The sequence below is a fragment of the Leifsonia sp. AG29 genome (assembly GCF_009765225.1).
In the GTDB taxonomy this organism is placed as follows: domain Bacteria; phylum Actinomycetota; class Actinomycetes; order Actinomycetales; family Microbacteriaceae; genus Leifsonia.
Genome location: NZ_VMSF01000001.1, coordinates 881,864 through 908,255 on the forward strand (window position 1 = coordinate 881,864; position 26,392 = coordinate 908,255).

Consider the following 26,392-nt stretch of genomic DNA (forward strand, 5'->3'; position numbering starts at 1 on the left):
ATGACCGACGTGACCGAGATACGCGAGAGCGCAGAAGCTGACAAGGCCGACCATGCGGAGGCCGCAGCCAAGGCCGCGACCCTGATCGAGTCGCTCCCGTGGCTCAAGACCTTCCACGACCGGATCATCGTCGTGAAGTTCGGCGGCAATGCCATGGTGAGCGCGGAGCTGCAGCGAAGCTTCGCCGAGGACATGGTGTACCTCCGCTACGCCGGGATCCGCCCGGTCGTGGTCCACGGCGGCGGCCCCCAGATCTCCGCCATGCTCGACCGCCTCGGCATCGAGAGCGAGTTCCGCGGCGGCTACCGGGTGACCACGCCCGAGGCCATGGACATCGTCCGCATGGTCCTCACCGGCCAGATCAACCGCGACATCGTGGGCAACATCAACAAGCACGGACCGCTCGCCGCCGGACTCTCCGGCGAGGACGCCGGTCTCTTCGAGGGCCGCCGGCGCGGCGCCGTCGTCGACGGCGAGGAGGTCGACCTGGGGCTCGTCGGAGACGTCGTCGGCGTGAACCCGGAGGCGGTCCACGCGCAGATCGCCGCGGGGCGCATCCCGGTCGTCTCCTCCATCGCGCCCGACGTCGACGATCCGGGCCAGGCCCTCAACGTCAACGCCGACGCCGCGGCCGCAGCGCTCGCCGTGGCCCTCGGTGCGGCCAAGCTGGTCATCCTCACCGACGTCGCCGGACTCTACGGCAACTGGCCGAACCGCGACTCGCTGCTGTCGAAGATCGACGCGAGCGAACTCCGCGAGCTGCTGCCGTCACTCGAGTCGGGCATGATCCCCAAGATGTCGGCCTGCCTCGATGCGGTCGACGGGGGTGTCCCGAAGGCGGCGATCATCGACGGGCGGGTGCCGCACTCGATCCTCCTCGAGGTCTTCACCCAGTCCGGCATCGGAACGGAGGTGGTGGCCGCGTGAGCACCGACGCAGTGATCCCCGAGAGGCTGGGCGACGGCGCGTGGAAACCGCGCTTCGGCGACGCGATGATGCGCACGCTCGCCACACCGAAGATCATGCTCGCCCGCGGCGAGGGCTGCCGCGTGTGGGACGTCGACGGCAACGAGTACCTCGACTTCCTCGCGGGCATCGCCGTGAACTCGCTCGGCCACGCCCACCCGGCTCTCGTGGAGGCGGTGAGCGCCCAGGTGGGGACGCTCGCGCACGTGTCCAACTACTTCTCGACGCCTCCCCAGCTGGAGCTCGCGGAACGGCTGCGCCGGATCACCGGCGCGGGGGAGCGCGGGCGCATCCTGTTCGGGAACTCCGGCGCCGAGGCCAATGAGGCCGCCTTCAAGCTCGCGCGGCTCAACCGCGGCCCGCACGGGCGCCGGAAGAAGGTGCTAGCCCTCCACAACGCCTTCCACGGGCGCACGATGGGCTCGCTCGCGCTCACGGGCAAGCCGCCGATGCGCGAGGCGTTCGAGCCGCTGCCGGGCGGCGTGAAGCACATCGACTCGACGATCGAGGCGCTCGAGGCCTCCATCGACGACACGGTCGCCGCTCTCTTCGTCGAGCCGATCAAGGGGGAGGCGGGCGTCCTCGACCTGCCGGAGGGGTTCCTCCGGCGCGCTCGCGAGCTCACCGAGAAGCACGGGGCGCTTCTCATCCTCGACGAGATCCAGACCGGCATCGGCCGCACGGGCAAGTGGTTCGCCTACCAGCACGCCGGGATCCTCCCCGACGCGGTGACGGTCGCCAAGGGCATCGCCGGGGGCATCCCGATCGGCGCGCTCGTGACGTTCGGCTGGGCCTCCGATCTGTTCACCCAGGGCCAGCACGGTTCGACGTTCGGTGGCAACCCGCTCGCGACCGCCGCGGGCAACGCCGTGCTCTCCGAGATCGAGCGCGCAGGCCTCCTCGAGAACGCCACGCGACGGGGGGAGGAGCTGCGCCGGATCATCCGCTCGTTCGACTCCCCGCTCATCCGCGACGTGCGCGGCCTCGGCCTCCTCATCGGGATCGGCCTGACGGACGGCGAGGCGCACCGGCTCGCCGACGCCGCTCTCGCTCACGGGCTCATCATCAACGCACCCAACGAGTCGAGCATCCGCCTCGCGCCGCCCCTCATCGTGGGCGACGCCGAGCTCGCCGAGTTCCGCGAGCGATTCGGGCGAGCCCTCGCCTCCCTGTGACCGACACCGACGAAAGAGCCCTTATGACCAGGCATTTCCTCCGCGATGACGACCTCAGCCCTGCCGAGCAGACCGAGGTGCTCGAGCTCGCCGCCCGCATGAAGGCCGACCGGTTCGCCGCCAAGCCGCTCGCCGGTCCGCAGACCGTGGCCGTGATCTTCGACAAGACCTCCACCCGCACCCGGGTCTCGTTCGCGGTCGGCATCGCCGACCTCGGCGGGTCGCCGCTCATCATCCAGAGCGGCGAGAGCCAGCTGGGCGGCAAGGAGTCGCTCGCCGACACCGCACGCGTCCTCGAGCGCATGGTCGCCGCCATCGTCTGGCGCACGTACGCCCAGTCGGGGCTGGAGGAGATGGCGGCGGGAACCCGCGTGCCGGTCGTCAACGCCCTGTCCGACGACTTCCACCCGTGCCAGATCCTGGCCGACCTGCTCACGGTCCGCGAGCACAGGGGAGGCACGGAGGGGCTCACCATGAGCTACTTCGGCGACGGGGCGAACAATATGGCGCACTCGTACCTCCTCGGCGGGGCCACCGCCGGCATGCACGTGCGCATCGCGGCGCCCGCCTCCTACGCGCCCGATGAGCGGATCGTCGCCGACGCGCGGGCGATCGCCGAGCGCACGGGCGGCTCGATCGCGGTGCTCACCGACCCGCGGGAGGCGGCTGCCGGCGCCGACGTGATCGTCACCGACACGTGGGTGTCGATGGGCAAGGAGGACGAGAAGGCCGAGCGCGTCGCCGTCTTCGGCGACTACACCGTCGATGCGGGCATCATGGGGCTCGCCGAGCCGGACGCGATCTTCCTGCACTGCCTCCCGGCGTACCGCGGCTACGAGGTCAGCGCTGACGTGCTGGACGGCCCGCAGTCGGTCATCTGGGACGAGGCCGAGAACCGCCTCCACGCCCAGAAGGCGCTGCTCGCGTGGCTCCTCGCTCAGAACGGCACGGCGGCCGGCGCGACCACGGAGGCGGACGCATGAGCGACGAGACGAACGACGTCGAACCGGGCACCGGCGTCGGCAAGACCGGCGAGGGCTCGCTCTGGGGCGGCCGGTTCGCGGGCGGCCCGTCGCCCGAGCTGGCCGCACTCAGCAAGTCCACGCACTTCGACTGGGCGCTCGCACCGTACGACATCGCCGGCTCGCGCGCGCACGCGAAGGCGCTCGCCGCGGCGGGTTACCTGACCGACGCCGAGCTCGAGGGCATGCTCAGCGCCCTCGACCGGCTCGACGCGGACGTCGCCTCGCGGGCGTTCACCGCGGCGGAGACCGACGAGGACGTCCACGGGGCGCTCGAGCGCGGTCTCATCGAGCGGGCGGGCGCCGACCTCGGAGGCAAGCTCCGCGCGGGCCGGAGCCGCAACGATCAGATCGCGACCCTGGTCCGCATGTACCTCCGCGATCATGCCGGCGTGATCGCCGAGCAGGTGATCGCGCTGATCGATGCGATCGCCTCGCAGGCGGCGGCGCACCCGACCGCGATCATGCCGGGCCGCACGCACCTGCAGCACGCTCAGCCGGTGCTCCTCGCGCACCACCTCCTCGCGCACTGCTGGCCGCTGGTTCGCGATCTCGAGCGGCTCCGCGACTGGGATGCGCGGGCGAACGTGTCGCCCTACGGCGGCGGCGCGCTGGCGGGCTCGACCCTCGGCCTCGATCCGCAGTTCGTCGCCGGCGAGCTCGGCTTCGCGCGCAGCTCCGAGAACTCCATCGACGGCACGGCCGCCCGTGACGTCGTCGCCGAGTTCGCGTACATCGCCGCTCAGCTCGGGATCGACCTCTCGCGGTTCGCGGAGGAGATCATCATCTGGAACACTCGCGAGTTCGGGTTCGTCACGCTCGACGACGCGTACTCGACCGGGTCGTCCATCATGCCGCAGAAGAAGAACCCCGACATCGCCGAGCTCGCCCGCGGCAAGGCGGGCCGCCTGGTCGGCAACGCGACCGGCCTGCTCGCGACGCTCAAGGGCCTCCCCCTGGCCTACAACCGCGACCTGCAGGAGGACAAGGAGCCGGTCTTCGACTCGGTGCGCACGCTGGAGGTGCTGCTCCCGGCCTTCACCGGCATGGTCGCCACCCTGCGGTTCGACACCGACCGGATGGCCGAGCTGGCGCCGCAGGGCTTCTCGCTAGCGACCGACGTCGCGGAGTCGCTGGTCAAGCAGCACGTGCCCTTCCGGGTCGCCCACGAGCTGAGCGGGAGCCTGGTGCGCTTCGCCGAGGAGAACGGCCTCGAGCTCGACGAGGTGTCCGACGAACAGCTCGCCGCCATCTCGCCCCTGCTGACGCCGGAGGTAAGGACGGTGCTCAGCATCGAGGGCTCCGTGGCGAGCCGCTCTGGCGCCGGCGGAACGGCGCCCGAGCGTGTCGCCGAGCAGCTCGCCGCGCTGACCGATCACGTGCGGAAGGCCGCGTCGTCCCTCCCGTCGGCCCGAAGGGATCTCGTCTGATGGCCCGCTTCCAGCCCGAGAACAAGCGACCGTGGCTCATCCCGCTGATCGTCGTCGTCGCGGTCGCCGTGGTCGTGATCGGCCTGATCGCGACCGTGGTCGCCGGCGGCCGCATCTTCTGAGGTGAGCTCCGAGACCGCGCTGTTCCGGCCGGACCGGGAGTTCTTCCTCGCGTCGTCCCTCGAGGTGGCGCCGCGCCTCCTCGGCGGTGTCCTCCGGCACGAGTCACCCGACGGGCCGGTGTCGCTGCGGCTGACCGAGGTGGAGGCGTACATCGGCGACGGCGCCGACCCCGGCTCCCACGCCTTCCGGGGTCGCACCCGGCGCAACGCCGTCATGTACGGACCGCCCGGGCATCTTTACGCCTACTTCACGTACGGCATGCACGTCTGCGCCAACATCGTCTGCTCGCCCGAGGGGGAGGCGTCGGCGGTGCTGCTGCGGGGTGCCGAGGTGGTGGAGGGTGCCGGGTTGGCGGAGGTGCGACGCGGCGGCCCGAGCGGCAGGCGCGTCCCCGTCCGCGACCTGGCGCGTGGCCCCGCACGCCTGGTCGTGGCCGCCGGTATGAGCCTCGCCGACGACGGCGCCGATCTGTTCGAGGCGCCGTTCGACCTGCAGGTGCCGGTGGAGCAGCAGGATTACGCGACGGGTCCGCGCACGGGTGTCTCCGGCGCCGGTGGGGGCGCGGCGTTCCCGTGGCGCTACTGGTTGCCGGACGAGCCGACGGTGTCCCCGTACAAGCGGCACCCGAAGTCTCACGACTGACGCGGAGAGCCCCTCGGCAGGTCGTCAGCCGGCGGCGATCCGGTACAGTCCCGCGCATGCGCAGGCCCAGATGAGGCTCGTCAGGGTGCCGATGATGAAGCGCTCCCGCGCCTGTCCCTCCACGAGCTCGGTGAACCGGCCGACGCCCTTGATCGCGACCAGGACCGCCAGGGCCTCGGGGAATCCCGCCATGATGGAGGCTGCCGCGGCCAGCCGCTCCAGGAGCCCGATCGTCGTCCCTCCCCGGAGGACCTCGCGCGCGGTCTCGCCCTGCGCCGTCATCTCGTGGACGACGATGCCGCCGTTGATGCCGGGCTGCGTGGTGCTCCGCGTCGCCAGGACGAGGACCAGCTGGGAGGCGGGACCGCCGCCCAGCACGGCGAGCGCGAGGGCGACGATGCCGATGAGCACCCGGAAGACGGGAGGCGCCGGGTGCGGGGTGAGGAGCACCAGCACGATGGCGAGAGCGAGCAGGCCGGTGGCCACGTAGACGAGGGGGCGGCGCGGGCTGCGCAGCGTGGCGACGATGCAGCACAGGGAGGCGATCGACACCACGGGCGTCATGGCCCAGAGCGAGATGGGGAGGAGCGCGCCCAGCACGGCGGGCAGCGGAAGGGTGGTCATGCGTTCTCCGGTCTGCGGGATGCGGGCTGGGACTGCGCGGCGTCGGCGCTCTCCATCAGCCTAGTCAGAGCCGGGAGAGCCGCCTGCTCGACGCGGAGGGCGGCCGCGCGAGCTCGATCGCTCGCCGACTGCGCGGTGATGCCGAGTCGTTCGGCGGCCTGCGCCTGCGTGAGACCCGAGGTGACGAGGTCGTACAGCTCCCAGCCGGGATCGGTGCGGCCCTGCCGCAGCGTCAGCAGCAGGTCGGCCAGCGCCTCCACGTCGGACGCCGGCCGGGCATCGGCGACGGCCTCGGCGGCGAACCGGGTGGCGGATCGCTTCGCCCGGGTGACGGCCGCGCGGGCCGCGACGAACGCATCGCCCGCGGCCTCCCGCGTGTGCTCGGGGAGGGGGGTGCGGACGGCGCCGATGCCGAGACCGACGCTCCAGCGGCCCCCGCGAGTCAGTTCGAGGACGAGCTGCAAGGCCGTGGCCGCATCGCCGGTGAGGGCCTGGAGCTCGTCGCCGGCGTTGCGGTCGACCGGCAGCGCGAGCATGGCTCCGTGGTCCGCCTCGATGCGGGCGAGAGCGTCGCCCACCAGATCGGGCTTGGAGCGGCTGCCTACCTGGTCTGCGGTGACGACGAACATGCGGTCCTCCTCAGGTCTGCAAACCTGATGGTGACTATATCAGGTGTGTAGGCCTTATGGATAGTCGATCAGGGTTCTGGACCTGATCGGTACGACGAGCGCCGACCGCCCCGCTGATACCCTGTGACGGTGTCCGATTCCGTGATCCTGCAGGCTCAGAGCAACGACGCGTCGTTCGACGACGTCTGGGACGAGCTCGTCTGGCGCGGACTCATCCACGTCTCGACGGATGAGGCCGCGCTGAAAGAGCTCCTGGCCGGAGACCCGATCACCTACTACTGCGGCTTCGACCCGACCGCGCCGAGCCTCCACCTCGGAAACCTCGTCCAGCTGCTCACGATGCGCCGCCTCCAGCTCGCCGGCCACAGGCCGCTCGGGCTCGTCGGCGGCTCCACCGGGCTCATCGGCGACCCGCGCCCGACCGCCGAGCGCACGCTCAACACCAAGGAGACGGTGGCCACCTGGGTGGGCTTCCTCCAGGGTCAGGTGACCCGGTTCCTTTCGGCCGAGGGCGACAACGCCGTCCGACTGGTGAACAACCTCGACTGGACCGCGCCCCTGTCGGCGATCGACTTCCTCCGCGAGATCGGCAAGCACTTCCGCGTCGGCTCGATGCTCAAGAAGGACGCCGTCGCGGCCCGCCTCAACTCGGACGAGGGCATCTCCTACACCGAGTTCAGCTACCAGATCCTGCAGGGCATGGACTTCCTCGAGCTGTTCCGCCAGTACGGCTGCGTGCTGCAGACCGGCGGCAGCGACCAGTGGGGCAACCTCACGAGCGGCACCGACCTGATCCGCAAGGTGGAGGGCACGCACGTGCACGCCATCGGGACCCCGCTCATCACGAACAGCGACGGCACCAAGTTCGGCAAGAGCGAGGGGAACGCCGTGTGGCTCGACCCGACGCTGACGAGCCCGTACGCGATGTACCAGTTCTGGCTGAACACCGACGACGCCGACGTCATCGACCGGCTGAAGGTGTTCACGTTCCTGACGCGGGCCGAGATCGAGGAGTACGCGGGCAAGGTCGCTTCCGAGCCGTTCAAGCGGGAGGCGCAGCGCCGCCTGGCCTACGAGGTCACCTCGCTGGTGCACGGTGTCGAGGTCACCGAGGCCGTGATCGCCGCAGCGGAGGCCCTGTTCGGCCAGGGCGATCTCGCCGAGCTCGATTCCGCCACGCTGGAGTCGGCGCTCCGTGAGCTCCCGAACACGACCACCACCGCTCCCGGCGCCACCATCGCGCAGGCTCTGCTCGACTCCGGCCTGAGCGCGAGCCTCAGTGAGGCGCGGCGCTCCGTGTCGCAGGGCGGCGTCTACGTCAACAACCGGAAGGTCGAGGACTCCGAGCAGCCTGTCGGCGATGCGGTGCTGACCGGCAACATGCTCGTCCTCCGTCGAGGAAAGAAGACGCTCGCGGGCGTCTTCGTCGAGTAGCGGCGCCGCGGCGTACCGTTGACCCATGTCGGATGAACCCCGCGATGACGCATCGCACGACGGTGAGGACGGTCTCGTCGACCGCCTCGACGTGATCGAGAGCCAGCCCCTCGCCTCCCGGGCCGACGCCTACGCTCAGCTCCACGAGGAGCTTCGCCGCGCGCTCGAGGGCGACGACGGCCACGGTCGCGCCTGACGCATGGGGGAGAGCCGTCTCGACGTGGCGCTCGCGGAGCGCGGGCTCGCGCGTTCTCGCACGCACGCCGCCTCGCTCATCGCTGACGGGCTGGTGACGGTCGACGGGCGGCCGACGGTGCGGCCGTCTGCGAAGGTCAGCGACGACCAGGTGGTCGCCGTCGCCGGTGCCGATCACTACGTCAGCCGCGGCGCCCACAAGCTGATCGCAGCGCTCGACGCGTTCGCCGTTTCCGTGGAGGGGCGGGTCGCTCTGGACGCCGGCGCCTCCACCGGCGGCTTCAGCCAGGTCCTGCTCGAGCGCGGTGCCTCCCGGGTGATCGCCCTCGATGTCGGTCACGGGCAGCTCGCGCCGGAGCTGCGGGCGGAGGAGCGGCTCGAGTCGTACGAGGGCGTCAACGTGCGCTCGCTGAGCCCGGACGTCCTCGCGGGACTGACCGGTGACGACGTCCGGCCGACCGTGGTCGTGGCCGACCTCTCCTTCATCTCGCTGACGCAGGTCATCCCCGCGCTCGCGTCGACCGCCGAGCCGGGTGCGGACTTCATCCTCCTCATCAAGCCTCAGTTCGAGGTCGGGCGCCAGGGCATCAAGGAGGGCATCGTCCGCGACGCGGGACGGCGGGTGGAGGCGGTCACCGACGTCCTGTGGGCCGCTCACGACGCGGGACTCGGGACCGCCGGGCTCATCGCCTCCCCGATCGCCGGAGGCCACGGGAACCGCGAATTCCTGGCCTGGTTCCGGGGCGGCGCCCCGGATCCGTCGGCGCTCCGGGAAGACATCTCCCGAATCGCGGGTTAGATGAACGTTGTCCACAAACTCCGGCGGGCGGCGCCTGCCGCCCGGGGAAAACCGACAGAATGGGTTGGACGCCATCAGGAGGGAGCGTGACGCAGATGGGTGCAGCGACGCGGTACATCCTCGTCGTCGCGCACACCGGTCGTCAGGACTCCCTGGAGGCCGGCGTGCAGGTCTGCCGTCAGCTGCTCGCCGCCGGGGTCGTCCCGGTGCTCAGCGAAGACGAGCGGCGCGACCTGCTCACCGCCGATCCGGGCCTCGGCACGGTCGCCGTCCTCGGTGAGGACGTGCAGGCGAGCGAGCTGGAGCTCGTCATCGTCCTGGGCGGCGACGGCACGATCCTCCGCGCCGCCGAGCTGGTGCGCGGCTGTGCGGCTCCGCTGCTCGGCGTCAATCTCGGGCACGTCGGCTTCCTCGCCGAGAGCGAGCGCGACGATCTCGAGATCGCCGTCGCGCGCGGGCTCTCCAAGGACTACGAGGTCGAGGAGCGCATGACGCTCTCGGCCCGGGTGAAGGTCGGCAAGGAGGTCGTCTACGAGAGCTGGGCGCTCAACGAGGCCACGGTCGAGAAGGCGAGCCGCGAGCGCATGCTCGAGGTCGTCATCGAGGTCGACGGGCGGCCGATGTCGAGCTTCGGCTGCGACGGGGTCGTCATGTCCACCCCGACGGGGTCGACGGCCTACTCGTTCTCCGCGGGGGGCCCGGTCGTCTGGCCGGGTGTCGCTGCGCTCCTCCTCGTGCCGCTCAGCGCCCATGCCCTGTTCTCGCGTCCGCTCGTCGTCGACGCCGACTCGTCGCTCGCGGTCGAGCTGCTCGACCGCACCGGGGGAGCGGGCATCCTGTGGTGCGACGGCCGTCGCGCCTTCGACCTGCCGCAGGGCGCGCGCGTCGTCGTGCGCCGGTCGCCGATCCCGGTGCGGCTGGCGCGCCTCCACCCGGGGCCGTTCACCGACCGGCTGGTGCACAAGTTCGACCTGCCCGTGACGGGGTGGAGGGGGCCGGCGGGCCGTGACTGACGTGCGAGGCGGCATCGAGGAGATCTCGATCCGCGACCTCGGGGTGATCGGCGAGGCGACGCTGCCCCTGGGGTCCGGGTTCACGGCGATCACCGGCGAGACCGGCGCGGGCAAGACCATGGTCGTGTCGGCGCTCGGCCTGCTCCTGGGTTCCCGCGCCGACGCCGGCGCCGTGCGTCTCGGCAGCTCGCAGGCCTGGGTGGAGGGGCGGTGGCGCGTTCCCGCCGAGGGCGACGTGGTCGAGCGCGTGCGTGACGCCGGCGGCGACGTCGACCCGCTCGATGCCGACGATGCCGAGCTCGTGCTGACCCGGTCCGTCTCCGCCGAGGGGCGGTCGCGCGCCGTTGTGGGCGGGCGCAGCGCGCCGGTGAGCGTGCTCACGGAGCTGGGCGAGCAGCTCGTGGTCGTCCACGGCCAGTCCGACCAGATCCGGCTGCGATCCGCCGTGGCGCAGCGGCAGGCCCTCGACCGCTTCGCCGGTCCCGCCTTCGCCGAGGCCGTCGAGACGTACGCGCAGGTCTTCCACCGCTGGCGCGACAATCGAGCCGAGCTGGAGGAGCTGGTCGACGACCAGGAGAGGCGCGCGCGCGAGGCTGACGACCTCCGCGCGGCCATGGCCGAGATCGAGACGGTCGCCCCGCAGCCGGGTGAGGACGACGAGCTGGCCGATCGCGCGGAGCGCCTGACCAACCTCGAAGAGCTCCGTCTCGCCGCGGCCGGTGCGCGCGAACTGCTGTCGGCCGAAGAGACCGAGGGCACGGACGCTCTCGCCCTGCTCGACAACGCCCGACGCCAGCTCGAGAGAGCGGCGCCCCACGACTCCGCCCTGCAGCCGATGGCGCAAGCGGTGGCCGACGCCAACTATTTGATCTCCGACATCGCAGCTCAGCTCTCGAGCTACTTGGATGGGCTCGACACCGACGGCGCTCACGAGCTCGAGATCGTGCAAGAGCGGCGGTCAGAGCTTGCCGGGCTCGTGCGGAAGTACGGCCCGACCCTCGACGACGTTATCCGGACACTCGAGACCGGGAGCTTGCGCCTCCTCGAGCTCGACGGCGACGCCGACCGCATCGACGAGCTCCGTCGCGAGGTCGAGGCCGACAGTGAGCTGGTGGCGCAGCTGGCGGCCGAGCTGACCGCGCAGCGCCGGGAGGCGGCGGCTCGGCTCGCCGACGCCGTGTCGGACGAGCTCACCGCGCTAGCGATGCCCGACGCGCGGATCGTCGTGGAGGTGACGGAGCGGGACGAGTTCACGGCCAGCGGCCGCGACCAGGTCTCGATCCTGCTCCAGCCTCACTCGGGCGCTGAACCGCGGCCGCTCGGTCGAGGCGCGTCCGGCGGTGAGCTGTCGCGCGTCATGCTTGCGATCGAGGTCGTCATCGCCGGCACGGATCCGGTGCCCACGTTCATCTTCGACGAGGTCGACGCCGGCGTGGGAGGCGCTTCGGCCATCGAGATCGGGAGGCGCCTGGCCCGGCTCGCCGAGACCGCGCAGGTCATCGTGGTGACGCACCTGGCCCAGGTGGCCGCCTTCGCCACCAACCACCTGACCGTGGTGAAGGGAAGCGACGGCGCGGTCACAGCCTCGAGCGTCCGCCGCCTGGACGGCGACGAGCGCATCGCCGAGATGGCGCGCCTCCTCTCGGGTCTTCCCGACTCGGAGAGCGGCCTCGCCCACGCGGCCGAGCTCGTCGAGATGGCGGCGGCAGCGCGGACGCGCTGAGATCAGTCACAAGCCCGAGCTCAATATCGGCTCAGGTCTCATTCGGCTGGTCTTTCGCTCGACGTCGAGTGCGCCATGCAGCGACGAGGACGACGATCGTGCCCAGAAGGTCGATCAGCGCTGGCGCCATGAGCCAACTGGTGTCCGGCCAGCCCGTTAGCGGGATCCCTAGCAGGATCGCGTAGATCGGCGCGGGTCCCGCTATGACCAGAACGGCGGACAGGAGCAGGGTGATCCAGAGCGTTGTCCGGGCGAACCACCCGCGAAGGGGCGTGCGGAGCAGGAGGCAGGCCTGGGCGATTGCAAGACCCCAGATGATCTCCGCGGTGAGCACCACGAAGAAGATGAGGTCTCCCATGCCGGCCGGAGCGACGGCGATCTTGATGACCGCGAACATGAAGGTGGCGACGATAACCGCGGGGAAGCTCAAACCGAGAATGCCCAGGAATTTGCGCCCGGGCCGGTCGATCACGGCCAAGGCGCAAACCACCATCACGCACAATGACACGAGCAAGGAGGCGACGTATGCCCAGATGCTCGGCGCGCCGATCGTCAGTAGTGCAGCGATGACGGAGACGACCAGCGCGATCTGTGAAACCCGTTGCGGGGCTCGCCGCGGCGATTTCCGGCTGATGCTTCGCTCGATGCCGACGGTGGGACTAGCTGAGGAGTTCACGGTGAGCCTCTCGGTGGGGTGGATGTGGGAGAAAGGGAGAAATGACCCGTTGCCGCGGGGCGGTGGTGCTTTCTGCGGACCGTCCGGCGACGGGGGTCACGGTTTCGCCGAAGGGGGAGGATCGTCCCCGTGCTCGATGAAGTAGTCGAAGGATTCGTGCGTGGAGCACTCCGACAAGACCTCGATCGACATGGTGTCTTCGGTGGCGTAGACGTTCTGGGAGATGCCATCGGCGCGTTCGGCCACCAACAGGATTTGGACGTGATCGCCCTTCACCTGGTCGAAGACGGTTCTCAGCGTGAATCCTTGCGACTCCCAGTGCTCGCCGAGGACGCGCGCTGTGTCGTGCGGCTCACCCAGGGGCGCGCGGTATACATGCGCGCGGATTTGGTGAGACCCTTTTTCACCGACGGTCGAGCACGAGGCGAGACCGGTGTAGCCAAGGTCGTGACTCCAGGGCACCTGCGGGTCGTACGCGATCCACAGCCACCCTTCACCGTTGCCCGTGGCGTCGATGGAGTCTTGCAGCAGCGAGATCACCTGCTGTCGCAGTTCGGTGATGGTCTTCTGCGGGCCGCCGGGCGATTTCGGTGGCATCGGATCGGACAGGACTGGCACTGATGTGCACCCCGCAAGGAGGGTCGCGATCAGCGCCGCGCCGGTGAAGCGCGCCAGGCGCCGGCCGGGGCTCACGGTTTCACCGAAGCGGGAGGATCTTCCTCGTGCTCGATGAAGTAGTCGAAGGATTTGTCGGTGGAGCACTCCGAGAGGACCATGATCGACAGTCCATCTTCGGCGGCAATGACATCCTGGGAGATGCCGTCAGCGCGTTCGGCCGCCAACTGGATCTGGACGTGGTCACCCTTCTTCCAGTCGAAGACGGTTCTCAGCGTGAATCCTTGGGACTTCCAGTGTTCGCCGAGGACGCGCGCTGTATCGTGCGGGTCTCCGAGCGGGTCGCGGAAGACGAGCCCACTGATCTGGTACGACCCTTTCTCGCCAACGGTCGAGCACGTGTCGAGACCGGTGTGGCTGAGGTCATGGCTCCAGGGCACTTGGGGTTCGTGCGCAACCCACAGCCACCCGTCGCTGGTGCCGGTGGCGTCGATGGAGTCTTGCAAGAGGGAGATCACCTGCTGTCGCAGTTCGGTGATCGTTTTCTGTGGACCGCCGGGCGACTTCGGCGGTATCGGATCGGACAGAACAGGCACGGTTGTGCAACCTCCGAGGAGAGTCGTGATAACCGCTGCGCCGGTGAAGCGCGCCCAGCGCCGGCCGGGGCTCACGGTTTCGCCGAAGGGGGAGGGTCTTCCCCGTGCTCGAAGAAGTAATCGAAGGATTTGTCCGTGGAGCACTCCGAGAAAACCTGGATCGACAGGCTGTCCTTGGTCGCATCGACGTCCTGGGAGATGCCGTCTGCTCGTTCGGCCACCAGCCGGACCGCGACGTAGTCGCCCTTGGTCCAGTCAACGACGGTTCGTAGTGTGAATCCTTGGGACTTCCAGTGTTCGCCGAGGACGCGGGCTGTGTCGTGGGGGTCTCCCAGCGGGTCGCGGAAGACAAGCCCACGGATTTGGTGCGAACCTTTCTCGCCGACGGTCGAGCACGAAGCGAGACCCGTGTGGCTGAGGTCATGGTTCCAGGGCACTTGTGGTTCGTGGGCAACCCACAGCCACCCGTCGCTGGTGCCGGTGGCGTCGATGGAGTCTTGCAGCAGCGAGATCACCTGCTGTCGTAATTCGGTGATGGTCTTCTGTGGACCGCCGGGCGATTGCGGCGGTACTGGATCAGACAGGACAGGCACTGAGGTGCAACCTCCAAGGAGCGTTGAGATGAGGGTTATGCTGGCCATCGCGGCGAGTTGGCGGGGTCCGACCATAGGGGTCACTTCGTCGCAGTGAGGACGCCGACGACGAGTTCCGGACGGCCGATGCTTGTGGCAGCCGTGTTCCGGAGGGACTCAGTGTTCACATCGAAGTAGCCGTGCCCCGCGGGTGCAGTAGCCCCGAGAAAGCCCGAGCGGGAGTCTCCCGAGCCGAGGGCCGAGTGGCCTTTGGTCGGTAGCAGGTATCCTTCACCCGGGACGTAGGCCCCCTCGGACGAAAAAGATCGGGCTCCAGCGATCGTTCGCCCTTGGGTCCACGGCGCTAGGTCGCCCTCGAGCGGTAACAGACCGGGTAGTGCGGCCTCGTGGTTGGGCAGTGCCCTACCGGCGACTTTGGAGCCGACCGGCGCGAGCACATCGGACCTCGCAGCGGTCGCGTACACTGCAGGGCTACCGTCCGCCGCGCGAACTTTGAGGTTCGACAGTGACGGGACCAAACCAGTGTCGATGCCCGCAGATCCGAGCATCGTGAAAGAGTCAACGGGATGCTTCACGCGAGTGAGAGCGGCCGCGGCCATCGTGGTGCCGTAGGAATGGGCGACCACGGCGATCAGAGGCGGCGGCACGTCCGCGCGGGTGCTTCGGGCGGCATGGGTCCCGTCGAGCTCGTAGGAGAACCGGTAAGCGCCCGCCGACGCCGGACCCGGGGTACTGACGGTGACACGATCCGGCGCGTCATAGCCAAGCCACGCCACCACCGCGTGGGATTGCGTAGGGTCGAGACGATCCTGCTCCGAGAGGAGGTTGAGCGCGGACTCACTCCAGCTGTACGTGGCAGCGCTCGCGTCTGAGTCCATACCGGCCGCAGCCCATGTCACGGTGTTCGCGCGGTCGAGCTCGCCGAACCCCACCGCTACCAAGGGGACCGATCCGTGGAGGTTGAAGCACACCAGCGAGGACGGTGCGTCGCGGGCACCTCGCAGGAGTGCGGCCCCCACTTGCGCCAGCGCCCTCCGCTGCTCGTCTGTCAGGTCCGAGGCGCGTTTGAGCGCCTCTGCGTAGACGGCACGGTTGCAGCGGTCGCGCACCGCGAACGGAAGCCCAGCGAGGTTGCCGAGAAGCTCCGGGACCGCCGAGATCAAGCGCTGCTCAAGAGGCGTGCCTTCGAGGCCTTTCCACCAGCTCGCGACCGCATCCGGCGACGGCGGGTGTTCCCAGAAGTCTTGGAGCAGGCGCGGGTTTGCCGCCACGAGGAGAGCCCAAGCTTCAGGAGTGAGTCGGCGGAGCATGGACATGTGGTTCGCGTTCACGCTCGCCGACGGGTCGAGGACGGCCAGAGCGGAGAGGCCGGACCCGAAGGCCGCCCCCTCCGAGGAGGGGAGCGGTGCCATCGCGTCGCGAACAGCCTCCCCGACGGCCCGGCCGAACGTGGTCTCGCTCGAGTGATATGCCGCTTCAGCTTCCCGGGCATCCGCGCGTGCGCGGTCGAGTCGGGTCTGAGCGTCCTCGAGCCGCATCCGCAAGCGGTAGAGCGTCGCGTCATCGGCCACTCCGAGCGACGCCATCGCGAGTTCCGTGCGTTCTATGTCCTCGAGCGCCTTTTCGGCTCGACTCAAGGCCGAGTCGGCCAGCTCCTGCGCGTCGCCCATCGCGTCCGCCCACGCGTCCAGCGCGTCAGCACCCTCGTTGAGCCTCGCCGCCGCCTTTCGCCCAGCGTCGATCACCGTGTGCAGCCTCGCCGCGAACGCCTCAGCGGCCATCCCCGACCAGTAAGGAGGAGCGACAGTCCTCAGGACCGCCGCGACGGCGTCCGCCTGATCCCACTGGGCTTCGGCGGCGTGTCTTACCCTCGTCGCCCGGTCGGCGACCGCCTCCGGAGAGCCGGGAGTCGGATCCCAGTCGCACCCGACGGGCGACCGGTCGGTCAGCTCAGAACGCACGCGGATTCCCCCTCAGGGCCTTCGCGTCATCTGCGTCGCGTCGGTCAGCGGTCTCGGCCGCTCTGCGCAGGGCGGCGGCCAGTGTCGACAGGTTGTCGGCGAGGACAGACGTTCCGGAGAACCAGTAGGCGGAGAACTCTTCGAATGAGCCGCGAGCCCACCCGGTTCCGAGCCCGGAGGAATCCAGGCGTTCACTGACGTGCCGTCTGCTCAGCCAGTCGAGCTCGGTCGCCTGTTCTCGCAGATGGTCCGGATCGACGCTGACAGCCCTGCTCATCGGTGACTCCCTCTTGCCGAGACATGAAGTTAAAGATGTAACATGTCACCTGATGTTTCGCAACGAGCCGGCAGGGCGTCGAGCGCGGGCGGGCCGAAAGCAGGTGATAAGCTATAAGCCCGTGGTGGATTATTCAGACAGCGGCACTACCAAGCACATCTTCGTGACAGGTGGTGTCGTTTCTTCTTTGGGGAAGGGTCTGACGGCCGCCTCCCTCGGCAACCTCCTGACGGCCCGCGGGCTCCGCGTGGTCATGCAGAAGCTCGACCCGTATCTCAACGTCGATCCCGGAACGATGAACCCGTTCCAGCACGGCGAGGTCTTCGTCACCGACGACGGCGCCGAGACCGATCTCGACATCGGGCACTACGAGCGCTTCCTCGACATCAACCTGAGCCAATCGGCCAACGTGACCACCGGCCAGATCTACTCGAACGTCATCGCCAAGGAGCGCCGCGGCGAGTACCTCGGCGACACCGTCCAGGTCATCCCGCACATCACCGACGAGATCAAGCGGCGGATGCGCCTCCAGGCCCAGCCCGGTCCGGACGGCGAGCCCGCCCCCGACGTGATCATCACCGAGATCGGAGGCACGGTCGGCGACATCGAGTCGCAGCCGTTCATCGAGTCGGCACGCCAGGTGCGCCACGAGCTCGGCCGGAAGAACTGCTTCTTCGTTCACGTCTCGCTCGTCCCCTTCATGAACGCCTCGGGCGAGCAGAAGACCAAGCCGACCCAGCACTCCGTCGCCGCTCTCCGCAGCATCGGCATCCAGCCCGACGCGCTCGTCCTCCGCAGCGACCGCCCCGTCTCCGAGAGCAACAAGCGCAAGATCGCGCTCATGTGCGACGTCGACGAGGCGGCCGTGGTGAACGCGGTCGACGTGCCGAGCATCTACGACATCCCGACGATGCTGCACGACCAGGGGCTCGACGCCTACATCATCGACCAGCTCGGTCTCGACCAGGCGGCCGACGTCGACTGGGCCGGCTGGTCGCGCGTGCTGCAGGCCGTCCACGACCCGAAGCACGAGGTCACGATCGGGCTCGTCGGCAAGTACATCGACCTGCCCGACGCGTACCTCTCGGTGACGGAGGCGCTGCGAGCGGGAGGCTTCGCCCACCAGGCGAAGGTGAAGCTCAAGTGGATCGCCTCCGACGAGTGCCAGACCCCGGAGGGCGCCGCCGCTCAGCTGAGCGAGGTCGACGCCATCTGCGTGCCGGGCGGCTTCGGCGTGCGCGGCATCGAGGGCAAGGTCGGCGCGCTCCGGTTCGCGCGCGAGAACGGCATCCCGGCGCTCGGGCTGTGCCTCGGCCTCCAGTGCATGGTCATCGAGTACGCGCGGCACGAGGCCGGCCTGGCGGGCGCGTCCTCCTCGGAGTTCGACCCCGATACCGAGTTCCCTGTGATCGCCACGATGGCCGAGCAGGTCGAGATCATCGCCGGCGGCGACCTCGGCGGCACCATGCGCCTCGGGCTCTACCCGGCGTCCCTCGCCGAGGGGTCGCTCGTCGCCGAGCTCTACGGCGCCCCGCAGGCGAGCGAGCGGCACCGCCACCGGTACGAGGTCAACAACAACTACCGCGAGCAGATCGCCGACGCGGGGCTGTGGTTCTCGGGCACCTCGCCGGACGGTCACCTCGTCGAGTACGTCGAGCTGCCGCGCGACGTGCACCCGTTCTACGTGGGCACGCAGGCTCACCCCGAGCTGCGCTCGCGTCCGAACCACGCCCACCCGCTGTTCGCGGGTCTCGTCGGCGCCGCCCTCGAGCGTCAGAAGGCCAGCCTCCTGTTCGAAGTCGCGGCGGACGCCTGATGCCGGCGGAGCTCCGCGACGAGTCCTTCCGCCCCGAGGTCGTGTCGTCGGAGGTCGCCTTCCACGGCAAGATCTGGGACGTCCGGCGTGACGTCTTCCGCTACGGCGACGGCGAGCTGACCCGCGAGTACGTCGACCACACCGGCGCCGTGGGCGTGCTCGCCCTCGACGACGAAGACCGCGTCCTCCTCATCAAGCAGTACCGTCACCCGGTTCGTCACCGCGAGTGGGAACTCCCGGCGGGCCTCCTCGACATGGACAACGAGGACCCGCTCGAGGCCGCCAAGCGCGAGCTCGGCGAGGAGGCCGACCTCGAGGCCGACGAGTGGGACCTCCTGCAGGACGTCTTCTCGAGCCCCGGCGGCAACGACGAGGTCATCCGGCTGTACCTGGCGCGATCGGTCCGATCGACCGGCTCCGCGTTCGACCGCGAGGCCGAGGAGGCCGACATCGAGCTCGCCTGGGTGCCGCTCGACGACGCGGTGGAGGCGGTGCTCGGCCGCACCCTCCACAACGCGCCCCTCATGATCGCCGTCCTCACCGCGAAGGCCGCCCGTGACGCGGGCTGGTCGACGCTCGGCCCGGCCGACGCGCCGTGGCCGGACCACCCGAAGCGGGACTGAGGTGACCCTCGCGGCGGAGGTCGACGGCTACCTCCGTCACGTCGCGATCGAGCGCGGGCTATCCGCGAATACCGTGGCCGCCTACCGCCGCGACCTCGGCGTCTACAGGGAGTGGCTCACGGCCTGCGGCGTCAACACGGCTGCAGACGTCACGACGCCCATGATCTCGGAGTTCGCCCAGTACCTCGGGTCGCGCGAGGAGGCGCCGCTCACCGCCTCCTCGCTGGCCCGGATGCTGTCGACGGTGCGCGGCTTCCACCGCTTCCTGCTGGAGGAGGGGCGTGTCGAGACGGATGTCGCGCACGACATCCGCCCGCCGAAGCTCGCCAGCCGGCTTCCGAAGGCGATCACGGTAAGCCAGGTCGAGGCGCTCCTCGCGGCAGCTGAGGGGGACGACATCGCCTCCCTCCGCGACCGTGCCCTCCTCGAGCTGCTGTACGCGACGGGTGCGCGGGTCAGCGAAGCCGTCGGACTCAACGTGGACGACGTCATCGACGCGGACGTGGTCCGACTCACCGGCAAGGGGAGCAAGCAGCGGATCGTCCCCCTCGGGAGCTATGCACAGGAGGCGGTCGCCTCCTATCTCGTTCGCGCGCGGCCGGAGCTATCGCGCAGGGGCCGTGCGACCCCGGCCCTCTTCCTCGGCATGCGGGGTGCCCGGCTGTCGCGGCAGAACGCCTGGCTCATCATCCGGGCGGCCGCCGAGAAGGCGAAGCTGGGCGTCGAGGTCTCGCCGCACACGCTGCGGCATTCGTTCGCGACCCACCTGCTCGCCGGAGGCGCGGATGTGCGCGTCGTGCAGGAGCTGCTCGGGCATTCGTCGGTGGCGACGACGCAGATCTACACACTGGTCACGGCCGACACCCTGCGCGACGTCTACACCACGGCGCACCCGCGCGCCCGCTGACCCGAACCGCCGCCGCTGCGCCCGCCGAGCGCGCCGGTACGCCGATAGACTGTGCCCTTGAACGGCACGACCACGAGAGGGACGAGGAACACCCAGGTGACGCGCAACGACGAGGTCGAGACCCCGCTTCCGGGCTTGGACGACTCCACGCCGCTGAAGCTCGGGCCCACCGGGCGTCCGCGTCGTCCGTTCCCGGTCCCCGCACCGCTGACCCAGCACGGCCCGGCCAAGATCATCGCCCTCTGCAACCAGAAGGGCGGCGTCGGCAAGACCACCACCTCCATCAACCTCGGCGCGTCGCTCGCCGAGTACGGGAGGCGCGTCCTCGCCATCGACTTCGACCCGCAGGGCGCGCTGTCGGCGGGCCTCGGGGCGCAGACCCACGACGCCACCACCATCTACGACCTGCTGCTCAACCGGAACGCCGACGTCCCCGGCGCGATCCAGCAGACCGGCACGGCGGGGCTCGACATCATCCCCGCCAACATCGACCTGTCGGCGGCAGAGGTCCACCTCGTCAACGAGGTCGCCCGCGAGCAGATCCTGGCGGGCGTGCTCCGCAAGGTGTCGGCCGACTACGACGTGATCCTCGTCGACTGTCAGCCGTCGCTCGGCATCCTCACGGTCAACGCTCTCACGGCGAGCCACGGCGTCCTGATCCCGCTCGAGTGCGAGTACTTCGCCCTCCGCGGCGTCGCGCTCCTCATCGAGACGATCGACAAGGTGCGCGAGCGGCTCAACCCGGCGATCGAGCTCGACGGCATCCTGGCCACCATGTACGACTCGCGCACGCTCCACTCGCGGGAGGTGCTGGAGCGCGTCGTCGACGCCTTCGGCGACCGCGTCCTCGAGACGGTCATCTCGCGCACGGTGAAGTTCCCCGACGCCTCCGTCGCCGCGACCCCGATCACGCAGTTCGCCCCCGAGCACGCCGCGGCCGAGGCGTACCGCCAGCTGGCGCGGGAACTGGTGTTCCGTGGCGCCGTCGCCTGACGACGGCCCGACCGCCGAGCAGCTCGACGCCGAGAACCGCGGCTTCCGGGTCGCGGTGGGGGAGTTCGAGGGCCCGTTCGACCTCCTCCTGTCGCTGATCACCAAGCACGAGCTCGACATCACCGAGGTGTCGCTCAGCCGCGTCACCGATGAGTTCATCGCCTACCTGCGCACCCTCGACTCCGACGACAGCCTCGACGAGGCGAGCGAGTTCCTCCTGGTCGCCGCGACGCTCCTCGACCTGAAGGTCGCCGGGCTGCTCCCGCAGGGCGAGCTCGTCGACGCCGAGGACGTGGCCCTCCTCGAGGCTCGGGACCTCCTGTTCGCGAGGCTGCTCCAGTACCGGGCGTTCAAGGAGGCCTCCGCCTGGTTCGCCGAGCGGTGGGAGGCGGAGAGCGGCCGCCACGCGCGGTCGGTCCGGCTCGAGGACAAGTTCCGCCAACGCACGCCCGAGCTCGTGTGGACGTTGAGCCTCGACGACTTCGCCGCGATGGCGACGCTCGCCCTCACCCCGCGCGAGGTGCCCGTGGTGGGTCTCGACCACCTCCACGCGCCGCTCGTCAGCATCCGCGAGCAGGCGGCCGTCGTCGTCGGGATGCTCCGGCGCGGCGAGCCGATGTCGTTCCGCCAGCTGGTCGCGGGGGCGGAGCAGAAGGGCGTCGTGGTGGCGCGCTTCCTCGCCATCCTCGAGCTGTACCGGCACGCGGCGATCGCGTTCGAGCAGCTCGAACCGCTGGGCGAGCTCACCCTGCGCTGGACGGCGGAGCACTGGTCGGAGGAGAACCTGACGAATCTCGGAGCGGATTATGACGGCTGACAACGGAATCGAGGAGGCCGCTGTGGCGGACGGCATCGAGGCGACCGACACCACGGAGGTGCCGGCGCCCGTCGAGGACGCTCGCATCGAGCGCGCCCTGGAGGCGATCCTGATGGTCGCCGACGAGCCGATGAGCATCGTGACGCTCGCCACCGCGGTCGGTGCGCCGGTGAAGCGCGTGAAGGCCGCCATCGCGGCCCTCGTCGCCGACTTCGACGGCGAAGACGGGGGAGTGCGCCGCGGCTTCGAGCTTCGTGAGGTCGGCGGAGGCTGGCGCGTCTACGTGCGCGAGGAGTTCGACGCGGTCGTCTCCGGCTACGTGCTGCAGCAGAATCCCACCAAGCTGTCGCAGGCGGCTCTCGAGACGCTGGCGGTCATCGCCTACAAGCAGCCGATCAGCCGCGGAGCGATCGCCTCCATTCGTGCTGTGAACGTCGACTCGGTCGTGCGGACGCTCCTCGGCCGCGGCCTCATCACCGAGCTCTTCACCGACTCGGAGACGGGTGCGATCAACTACGGGACGACCGACCTCCTCCTCTCGCAGCTCGGCATCAACTCGGTCGACGAGCTGCCGAAGATCTCACCGCTGCTGGCCGATGGCTCGGAAGGGTTCGACGATGTCCGCTGACAGGGCGCCGCAGGGGGAGCGGCTGCAGAAGGTCATGGCGGCCGCGGGCGTCGCCTCCCGTCGCGTCTCGGAGGAGATGATCGTCGCGGGCCGCGTCACCGTGAACGGCGAGGTCGTCACCGAGCTCGGCCGACGGATCGACCCGCTCACCGACGAGCTCGCCGTCGACGGCACGGCGGTCCAGCTCGACACCAGCCGCCGGTACGTCATGCTGAACAAGCCGGTCGGCGTCGTCAGCTCGATGCGCGACGAGCAGGGGAGGCCCGACCTCTCGCGCTTCACGCGGGACTATCCGGAGCGCCTGTTCAACGTGGGGCGGCTCGACGCCGAGACGTCGGGACTCCTGATCCTCACCAACGACGGCGAACTGGCGCACGTGCTGGCGCACCCGAGCTTCGGCGTCACCAAGACCTACATCGCCCGAGTGCGCGGCGTGGTCACCCCCGCGACGATCGCCCAGCTGACCCGCGGCGTCGAACTCGACGACGGTCCGATCGCGGCCGATAAGGCGAAGCTCCTGCAGGTGAACCCGGGGGTCGGCGACAGCCTGGTCGAGATCACGCTGCACTCCGGGCGCAACCGGATCGTGCGCCGCATGCTCGCCGAGGTGGGTCACCCGGTCAAGGAGCTCGTCCGCCGTCAGTTCGGCCCGCTGCACCTCGGCACCCTCAAGGCCGGGCGGATGCGCGACCTGACGCGCGAGGAGCTCGGCGCGCTGCTGACCATCGCCCGGGAGGGGCGCCGCCCGGCTGACTAAAGTGGATCCGTGAACGAATCCGCCTCGCGTCTCGCCGGACCGGTCCGCGTCGTCGGGACGGGACTGCTCGGCGCCTCCATCGGCCTCGGCCTCCGCGCTCGCGGGGTCGACGTGCTGCTCGCCGACGCGTCGCCCGCGCACCTGCGCCTGGCGGCCGACTACGGCGCCGGCCGCCCGGACGACGGGGCGATCGAGCCGTCGCTGATCGTCGTGGCCGTCCCTCCGGACCTGGTCGCCCCGGTCGTCGCCGCCGAGCTGCGGGCCCACCCGGAGGCGGTCGTCACCGATGTCGCGAGCGTCAAGGTCGCGCCGCTCTCCGAGCTGGAGGAGACCGGCCTCGATCTCGCGCACTACGTCGGGTCGCACCCGCTCGCCGGGCGCGAGCGCGGCGGCCCGAGCTCGGCACGCGCCGACCTTTTCATCGGGCGGCCCTGGGTGGTCTCCCCGCGCGCCGAGAACCCCCGCGCGGCCGTCAACCTGGTGGAGGCGCTCATCCTCGATCTCGGCGCGACCCCGGTCGAGATGGGCGCCGCCGACCACGACGCCGCCGTCGCGCTCGTCTCGCACGCGCCGCAGATCGTCTCCTCCCTCATGGCCAAGCGGCTCGCCGACTCCACCGACGCGGCTCTGGGGCTCGCCGGGCAGGGCGTGCGCGACGTCACCCGGATCGCCGGCAGCGAGCCGGAGCTCTGGGTGCAGATCCTGGGGGCGAACGCGCCGGCCATCGTCGAGATCCTTCGCGCCTACCGCGACGACCTCGACCGCGTGCTCATCGCGCTCGGCGACGTCGACGCCGCCGGATCCCGCCGGGCCATCGCCGAGGAGATCGCGGGCGGCAACATCGGTGTGGCGCGCCTCCCCGGCAAGCACGGCCAGGACAAGCGCTTCGCGAGCCTCACCGTGATGGTCGAGGACCGCCCGGGGGAGCTCGCGCGCCTCCTCGCCGAGTTGGGCGAGCTGCAGGTGAACCTCGAGGACCTGCGCCTCGAGCACTCGCCCGGAGCACCTTTCGGCCTGGCCGAGATCGCCGTACTGCCCGAGGTGCTGCACCGCACCGTGACCGACCTGACCGACCGCGGCTGGAGGATCGCCGGATGACCGACCACACGAACACGAGCACCCCGGTCGTGGTGGCCGTCGACGGGCCGGCCGGCAGTGGCAAGTCGTCGGTCTCGAAAGCCGCGGCGGCGCGCCTCCACTGGGCCTACCTCGACACCGGCGCCGCGTACCGGGCACTCAGCTGGTACGTGCTGCAGCGGCAGCTCGACCCGACTGATTCGTCGGCCGTCGTGGACTCGCTGCCCGACTTCGACTACCGGATCGGGACCGACCCCGCGAGCTACCAGGTGTTCGTCGGCGACCGCGACGTGACGGAGCCGATCCGGACGCCCGAGGTCACGGCGGCCGTCAGCGCGATCGCCCGCGTGCCCGAGGTGCGCAGCTTCCTCACCGAGCTGTTCCGCGACATCATCCGGCGCACCGACCGCGACGGCATCGTGGTGGAGGGGCGCGACATCACGACGGTGGTCTGCCCCGATGCGCCCGTGCGCATCCTGCTGACCGCTGACGAAGCCGTTAGAATGGCGAGGCGCGCCGCGGAGCTGGCCGATCACTCCGCCGCCCATGTCGGCGAGGCTCTCCGCCGGCGCGACGCGGCCGACGCCCGTGTCGTCGACTTCATGAACGCCGCGGACGGTGTGACCACCGTCGACTCCACCGACCTCGACTTCGACCAGACCGTCGACGCGGTCATCCAGGTCGTACAGAAAGCAGCCCATGTCTGACATCGAGAACGAGCCCATCGGCGAGGACGACCTCGCCGAGCGTCTCGCCACCCTGGACGAGGACCTCGCCGTCCAGCGCGCCAACGCCCTCCGCTCCGGCCTCGACGAGTACGAGCTCGACGAGAGCGACCTCGACATCCTCGACATCGCCGGTGAGGACGTCGACGCGATCACGTACCTCCCGGCCCTGCCGGTGCTGGCGATCGTCGGCCGCCCGAACGTGGGCAAGTCGGCGCTCGTCAACCGCATCCTCGGCCGCCGCGAGGCCGTCGTCGAGGACACCCCCGGAGTCACCCGCGACCGGGTCTCGTACCAGGCGGAGTGGAACGGCCGCCGGTTCACCGTCGTCGACACGGGAGGCTGGGAGCCGGACGCGCGCGGCATCGACGCGTCGGTCGCCGCGCAGGCCGAGGTCGCGATCGACCTCGCCGACGCGGTGCTCTTCGTCGTCGACGCCACCGTCGGCGCGACCTCGACCGACGAGCACGTCGTGCGCCTGCTGCGTCGCACCAAGAAACCGGTGTTCCTCGCCGCCAACAAGGTCGACGACGCTCGCCAGGAGCCGTACGCGACCGAGCTCTGGTCGCTCGGACTCGGTGAGCCGCACCCGGTCTCGGCGCTGCACGGCCGTGGCGTGGCGGACCTGCTCGACCAGCTCCTGGAGGCGCTCCCCGAGGTCTCGGCGGTCGCCAAGCAGGAGGTCGGCGGTCCGCGCCGCGTCGCGATCGTCGGCCGCCCGAACGTCGGCAAGTCCTCGCTGCTGAACAAGGCGGCGGGGGAGGAGCGCGTCGTCGTCAACGAGCTGGCGGGCACCACCCGCGACCCGGTCGACGAGCAGATCGAGCTCGCCGGCAAGGTCTGGCGCTTCGTCGACACGGCCGGGATCCGCCGCCGCGTGCACCTCCAGCAGGGGGCGGACTTCTATGCGTCGCTCCGCACCTCCACCGCTCTGGAGAAGGCCGAGGTCGCCGTCGTCGTGCTCGACGTCAGCGAGCCGATCAGCGAGCAGGACGTCCGCATCATCGACCTGGTGCTCGAGTCGGGGCGCGCTCTCGTGCTCGCCTTCAACAAGTGGGACCTGCTCGACGACGAGCGCCGGCGCTACCTCGAACGCGAGATCGAGCAGGACCTCGCGCACGTCTCGTGGGCCCCGCGCGTCAACATCTCGGCACGCACCGGTCGTCACCTCGAGAAGCTCGTGCCGGCTCTCGAGACCGCGCTCGAGTCGTGGGACACCCGCATCCCGACCGGCAAGTTCAACGCCTTCCTGGCCGAGCTGACGGCCGCGCACCCGCACCCGGTGCGGGGAGGGAAGCAGCCGCGCATCCTGTTCGGCACGCAGGCGTCCAGCCGGCCGCCGACATTCGTGGTCTTCACGACCGGTTTCCTCGACCCCGGCTACCGCCGGTACATCATCCGTCGCCTGCGTGAGGTGTACGGCTTCGAGGGCACGCCGATCGTGCTGAACATGCGCGTGCGCGAGAAGAGGAAGCGGTAGCGTGAGCGGCGACGGCCCGTCCACCGCGGCGTAACCATAACAGGGGTATTTGTACCCCGGTCTGTCCTCATTATTG

29 protein-coding genes are annotated in these 26,392 nt (G+C 70.1%); 21 read left to right on the top strand and 8 right to left on the bottom strand.

From position 1 onward, the window contains the following. The 6 genes from argB to FPT20_RS04300 are packed head-to-tail and all read left to right on the top strand — an operon-like array spanning position 1 to position 5,358. Positions 1-927, top strand: a complete 927-nt coding sequence (gene argB, locus FPT20_RS04280) for an acetylglutamate kinase (protein WP_158862923.1) — start codon at positions 1-3, stop codon at positions 925-927. Beyond that, positions 924-2,141: an acetylornithine transaminase gene (locus FPT20_RS04285; RefSeq protein ID WP_267902708.1), complete on the top strand. Its 1,218-nt coding sequence runs from the start codon at positions 924-926 to the stop codon at positions 2,139-2,141. The genes argB and FPT20_RS04285 overlap by 4 nt, the downstream gene beginning before the upstream one ends. Before the next feature lie 23 nt (positions 2,142-2,164). After that, complete coding sequence (gene argF, locus FPT20_RS04290; protein ID WP_158862925.1) at positions 2,165-3,124, top strand: ornithine carbamoyltransferase; 960 nt, start codon at positions 2,165-2,167, stop codon at positions 3,122-3,124. Continuing rightward, positions 3,121-4,593 carry an argininosuccinate lyase gene (argH, locus tag FPT20_RS04295; RefSeq protein ID WP_158862927.1) on the top strand — a complete coding sequence of 491 codons (1,473 nt, stop codon included), beginning with the start codon at positions 3,121-3,123 and terminating at the stop codon, positions 4,591-4,593. Before argF ends, argH begins: the two co-directional genes overlap by 4 nt. Next, positions 4,593-4,715 carry a hypothetical protein gene (locus FPT20_RS18105; RefSeq protein WP_267902709.1) on the top strand — a complete coding sequence of 41 codons (123 nt, stop codon included), beginning with the start codon at positions 4,593-4,595 and terminating at the stop codon, positions 4,713-4,715. Before argH ends, FPT20_RS18105 begins: the two co-directional genes overlap by 1 nt. A gap of 1 nt (position 4,716) precedes the next feature. Further along, positions 4,717-5,358: a DNA-3-methyladenine glycosylase gene (locus tag FPT20_RS04300; protein WP_158862929.1), complete on the top strand. Its 642-nt coding sequence runs from the start codon at positions 4,717-4,719 to the stop codon at positions 5,356-5,358. Positions 5,359-5,382: 24 nt separating this feature from the next. Here FPT20_RS04300 and FPT20_RS04305 read toward each other — a convergent pair whose 3' ends face one another. Beyond that, positions 5,383-5,982 carry a hypothetical protein gene (locus tag FPT20_RS04305; RefSeq protein ID WP_158862931.1) on the bottom strand — a complete coding sequence of 200 codons (600 nt, stop codon included), beginning with the start codon at positions 5,980-5,982 and terminating at the stop codon, positions 5,383-5,385. Continuing rightward, positions 5,979-6,611, bottom strand: a complete 633-nt coding sequence (locus tag FPT20_RS04310; protein WP_158862933.1) for a DNA-binding protein — start codon at positions 6,609-6,611, stop codon at positions 5,979-5,981. Before FPT20_RS04310 ends, FPT20_RS04305 begins: the two co-directional genes overlap by 4 nt. Positions 6,612-6,740: 129 nt before the next feature. Here FPT20_RS04310 and tyrS point away from each other — a divergent pair, with 129 nt between their 5' ends. The 5 genes from tyrS to recN all read left to right on the top strand — a co-directional run bounded on the left by tyrS (position 6,741) and on the right by recN (position 11,775). Beyond that, the gene (gene tyrS / locus FPT20_RS04315; RefSeq protein ID WP_442786471.1) at positions 6,741-8,045 is read left to right on the top strand and encodes a tyrosine--tRNA ligase; all 1,305 of its coding nucleotides are present in this window, start codon (positions 6,741-6,743) and stop codon (positions 8,043-8,045) included. 25 nt (positions 8,046-8,070) lie between these two features. Next, entirely contained in the window at positions 8,071-8,241 is a 171-nt protein-coding gene (locus FPT20_RS17810; RefSeq protein ID WP_199245668.1) for a hypothetical protein, read from the top strand. Positions 8,242-8,244: 3 nt separating this feature from the next. Beyond that, on the top strand, positions 8,245-9,039 hold the full coding sequence (locus tag FPT20_RS04320; RefSeq protein ID WP_158862937.1) for a TlyA family RNA methyltransferase: 795 nt from the start codon (positions 8,245-8,247) through the stop codon (positions 9,037-9,039). Between the two features lie 95 nt (positions 9,040-9,134). Then, positions 9,135-10,052, top strand: coding sequence for an NAD kinase (locus FPT20_RS04325; RefSeq protein ID WP_158867809.1), 918 nt, complete (start codon positions 9,135-9,137; stop codon positions 10,050-10,052). Beyond that, the gene (gene recN / locus FPT20_RS04330; RefSeq protein WP_158862939.1) at positions 10,045-11,775 is read left to right on the top strand and encodes a DNA repair protein RecN; all 1,731 of its coding nucleotides are present in this window, start codon (positions 10,045-10,047) and stop codon (positions 11,773-11,775) included. Before FPT20_RS04325 ends, recN begins: the two co-directional genes overlap by 8 nt. Before the next feature lie 31 nt (positions 11,776-11,806). Here the strand turns inward: recN and FPT20_RS04335 are convergent, their stop codons facing one another. The 6 genes from FPT20_RS04335 to FPT20_RS04360 all read right to left on the bottom strand — a co-directional run bounded on the left by FPT20_RS04335 (position 11,807) and on the right by FPT20_RS04360 (position 16,493). Then, positions 11,807-12,451: a hypothetical protein gene (locus tag FPT20_RS04335; protein ID WP_158862941.1), complete on the bottom strand. Its 645-nt coding sequence runs from the start codon at positions 12,449-12,451 to the stop codon at positions 11,807-11,809. A 96-nt stretch (positions 12,452-12,547) separates the two neighbouring features. After that, positions 12,548-13,144 carry a hypothetical protein gene (locus tag FPT20_RS04340; protein ID WP_158862943.1) on the bottom strand — a complete coding sequence of 199 codons (597 nt, stop codon included), beginning with the start codon at positions 13,142-13,144 and terminating at the stop codon, positions 12,548-12,550. Continuing rightward, entirely contained in the window at positions 13,141-13,662 is a 522-nt protein-coding gene (locus FPT20_RS04345) for a hypothetical protein (RefSeq protein ID WP_158862945.1), read from the bottom strand. The genes FPT20_RS04340 and FPT20_RS04345 overlap by 4 nt, the downstream gene beginning before the upstream one ends. 71 nt (positions 13,663-13,733) lie before the next feature. Then, positions 13,734-14,255, bottom strand: coding sequence for a hypothetical protein (locus FPT20_RS04350; protein ID WP_158862947.1), 522 nt, complete (start codon positions 14,253-14,255; stop codon positions 13,734-13,736). 80 nt (positions 14,256-14,335) lie between these two features. Continuing rightward, positions 14,336-16,216, bottom strand: coding sequence for an alpha/beta hydrolase (locus FPT20_RS04355; protein WP_233265379.1), 1,881 nt, complete (start codon positions 16,214-16,216; stop codon positions 14,336-14,338). Next, positions 16,206-16,493: a hypothetical protein gene (locus tag FPT20_RS04360; protein WP_158862949.1), complete on the bottom strand. Its 288-nt coding sequence runs from the start codon at positions 16,491-16,493 to the stop codon at positions 16,206-16,208. The genes FPT20_RS04355 and FPT20_RS04360 overlap by 11 nt, the downstream gene beginning before the upstream one ends. A 121-nt stretch (positions 16,494-16,614) precedes the next feature. Here FPT20_RS04360 and FPT20_RS04365 point away from each other — a divergent pair, with 121 nt between their 5' ends. The 10 genes from FPT20_RS04365 (at position 16,615) to der (ending at position 26,316) form a co-directional block, all read left to right on the top strand. Further along, a complete protein-coding gene (locus FPT20_RS04365; protein ID WP_199245670.1) occupies positions 16,615-18,309 on the top strand; it encodes a CTP synthase in 1,695 nt (564 codons plus the stop codon). Next, a complete protein-coding gene (locus FPT20_RS04370; protein WP_158862951.1) occupies positions 18,309-18,932 on the top strand; it encodes an NUDIX domain-containing protein in 624 nt (207 codons plus the stop codon). Before FPT20_RS04365 ends, FPT20_RS04370 begins: the two co-directional genes overlap by 1 nt. Before the next feature lies 1 nt (position 18,933). After that, entirely contained in the window at positions 18,934-19,839 is a 906-nt protein-coding gene (gene xerD / locus FPT20_RS04375; protein ID WP_158862953.1) for a site-specific tyrosine recombinase XerD, read from the top strand. 96 nt (positions 19,840-19,935) lie between these two features. Further along, positions 19,936-20,832 carry a ParA family protein gene (locus FPT20_RS04380; protein WP_158867815.1) on the top strand — a complete coding sequence of 299 codons (897 nt, stop codon included), beginning with the start codon at positions 19,936-19,938 and terminating at the stop codon, positions 20,830-20,832. Further along, a complete protein-coding gene (locus FPT20_RS04385; protein ID WP_158862955.1) occupies positions 20,816-21,649 on the top strand; it encodes a segregation and condensation protein A in 834 nt (277 codons plus the stop codon). Before FPT20_RS04380 ends, FPT20_RS04385 begins: the two co-directional genes overlap by 17 nt. Further along, on the top strand, positions 21,639-22,277 hold the full coding sequence (scpB, locus tag FPT20_RS04390) for an SMC-Scp complex subunit ScpB (protein ID WP_158862957.1): 639 nt from the start codon (positions 21,639-21,641) through the stop codon (positions 22,275-22,277). The genes FPT20_RS04385 and scpB overlap by 11 nt, the downstream gene beginning before the upstream one ends. Beyond that, on the top strand, positions 22,267-23,034 hold the full coding sequence (locus tag FPT20_RS04395) for a pseudouridine synthase (protein WP_158862959.1): 768 nt from the start codon (positions 22,267-22,269) through the stop codon (positions 23,032-23,034). Before scpB ends, FPT20_RS04395 begins: the two co-directional genes overlap by 11 nt. Positions 23,035-23,043: 9 nt before the next feature. Next, the gene (locus FPT20_RS04400) at positions 23,044-24,132 is read left to right on the top strand and encodes a prephenate dehydrogenase (protein WP_158862961.1); all 1,089 of its coding nucleotides are present in this window, start codon (positions 23,044-23,046) and stop codon (positions 24,130-24,132) included. Then, the gene (cmk, locus tag FPT20_RS04405; protein WP_158862963.1) at positions 24,129-24,818 is read left to right on the top strand and encodes a (d)CMP kinase; all 690 of its coding nucleotides are present in this window, start codon (positions 24,129-24,131) and stop codon (positions 24,816-24,818) included. Before FPT20_RS04400 ends, cmk begins: the two co-directional genes overlap by 4 nt. Further along, positions 24,811-26,316 carry a ribosome biogenesis GTPase Der gene (gene der, locus FPT20_RS04410; RefSeq protein WP_158862965.1) on the top strand — a complete coding sequence of 502 codons (1,506 nt, stop codon included), beginning with the start codon at positions 24,811-24,813 and terminating at the stop codon, positions 26,314-26,316. The genes cmk and der overlap by 8 nt, the downstream gene beginning before the upstream one ends. The last annotated feature ends 76 nt before the right edge of the window (positions 26,317-26,392 follow it).

Bases quoted from the DNA above. Each gene is read 5' to 3' on its own strand.
- argB (WP_158862923.1), top strand. From the start codon at position 1: ATGACCGACGTGACCGAGATACGCGAGAGCGCAGAAGCTGACAAGGCC.
- argF (WP_158862925.1), top strand. From the start codon at position 2,165: ATGACCAGGCATTTCCTCCGCGATGACGACCTCAGCCCTGCCGAGCAG.
- argH (WP_158862927.1), top strand. From the start codon at position 3,121: ATGAGCGACGAGACGAACGACGTCGAACCGGGCACCGGCGTCGGCAAG.
- FPT20_RS18105 (WP_267902709.1), top strand. From the start codon at position 4,593: ATGGCCCGCTTCCAGCCCGAGAACAAGCGACCGTGGCTCATCCCGCTG.
- FPT20_RS04305 (WP_158862931.1), bottom strand. From the start codon at position 5,982: ATGACCACCCTTCCGCTGCCCGCCGTGCTGGGCGCGCTCCTCCCCATC.
- FPT20_RS04310 (WP_158862933.1), bottom strand. From the start codon at position 6,611: ATGTTCGTCGTCACCGCAGACCAGGTAGGCAGCCGCTCCAAGCCCGAT.
- FPT20_RS17810 (WP_199245668.1), top strand. From the start codon at position 8,071: ATGTCGGATGAACCCCGCGATGACGCATCGCACGACGGTGAGGACGGT.
- FPT20_RS04320 (WP_158862937.1), top strand. From the start codon at position 8,245: ATGGGGGAGAGCCGTCTCGACGTGGCGCTCGCGGAGCGCGGGCTCGCG.
- FPT20_RS04325 (WP_158867809.1), top strand. From the start codon at position 9,135: ATGGGTGCAGCGACGCGGTACATCCTCGTCGTCGCGCACACCGGTCGT.
- FPT20_RS04360 (WP_158862949.1), bottom strand. From the start codon at position 16,493: ATGAGCAGGGCTGTCAGCGTCGATCCGGACCATCTGCGAGAACAGGCG.
- FPT20_RS04370 (WP_158862951.1), top strand. From the start codon at position 18,309: ATGCCGGCGGAGCTCCGCGACGAGTCCTTCCGCCCCGAGGTCGTGTCG.
- scpB (WP_158862957.1), top strand. From the start codon at position 21,639: ATGACGGCTGACAACGGAATCGAGGAGGCCGCTGTGGCGGACGGCATC.
- FPT20_RS04395 (WP_158862959.1), top strand. From the start codon at position 22,267: ATGTCCGCTGACAGGGCGCCGCAGGGGGAGCGGCTGCAGAAGGTCATG.
- cmk (WP_158862963.1), top strand. From the start codon at position 24,129: ATGACCGACCACACGAACACGAGCACCCCGGTCGTGGTGGCCGTCGAC.
- der (WP_158862965.1), top strand. From the start codon at position 24,811: ATGTCTGACATCGAGAACGAGCCCATCGGCGAGGACGACCTCGCCGAG.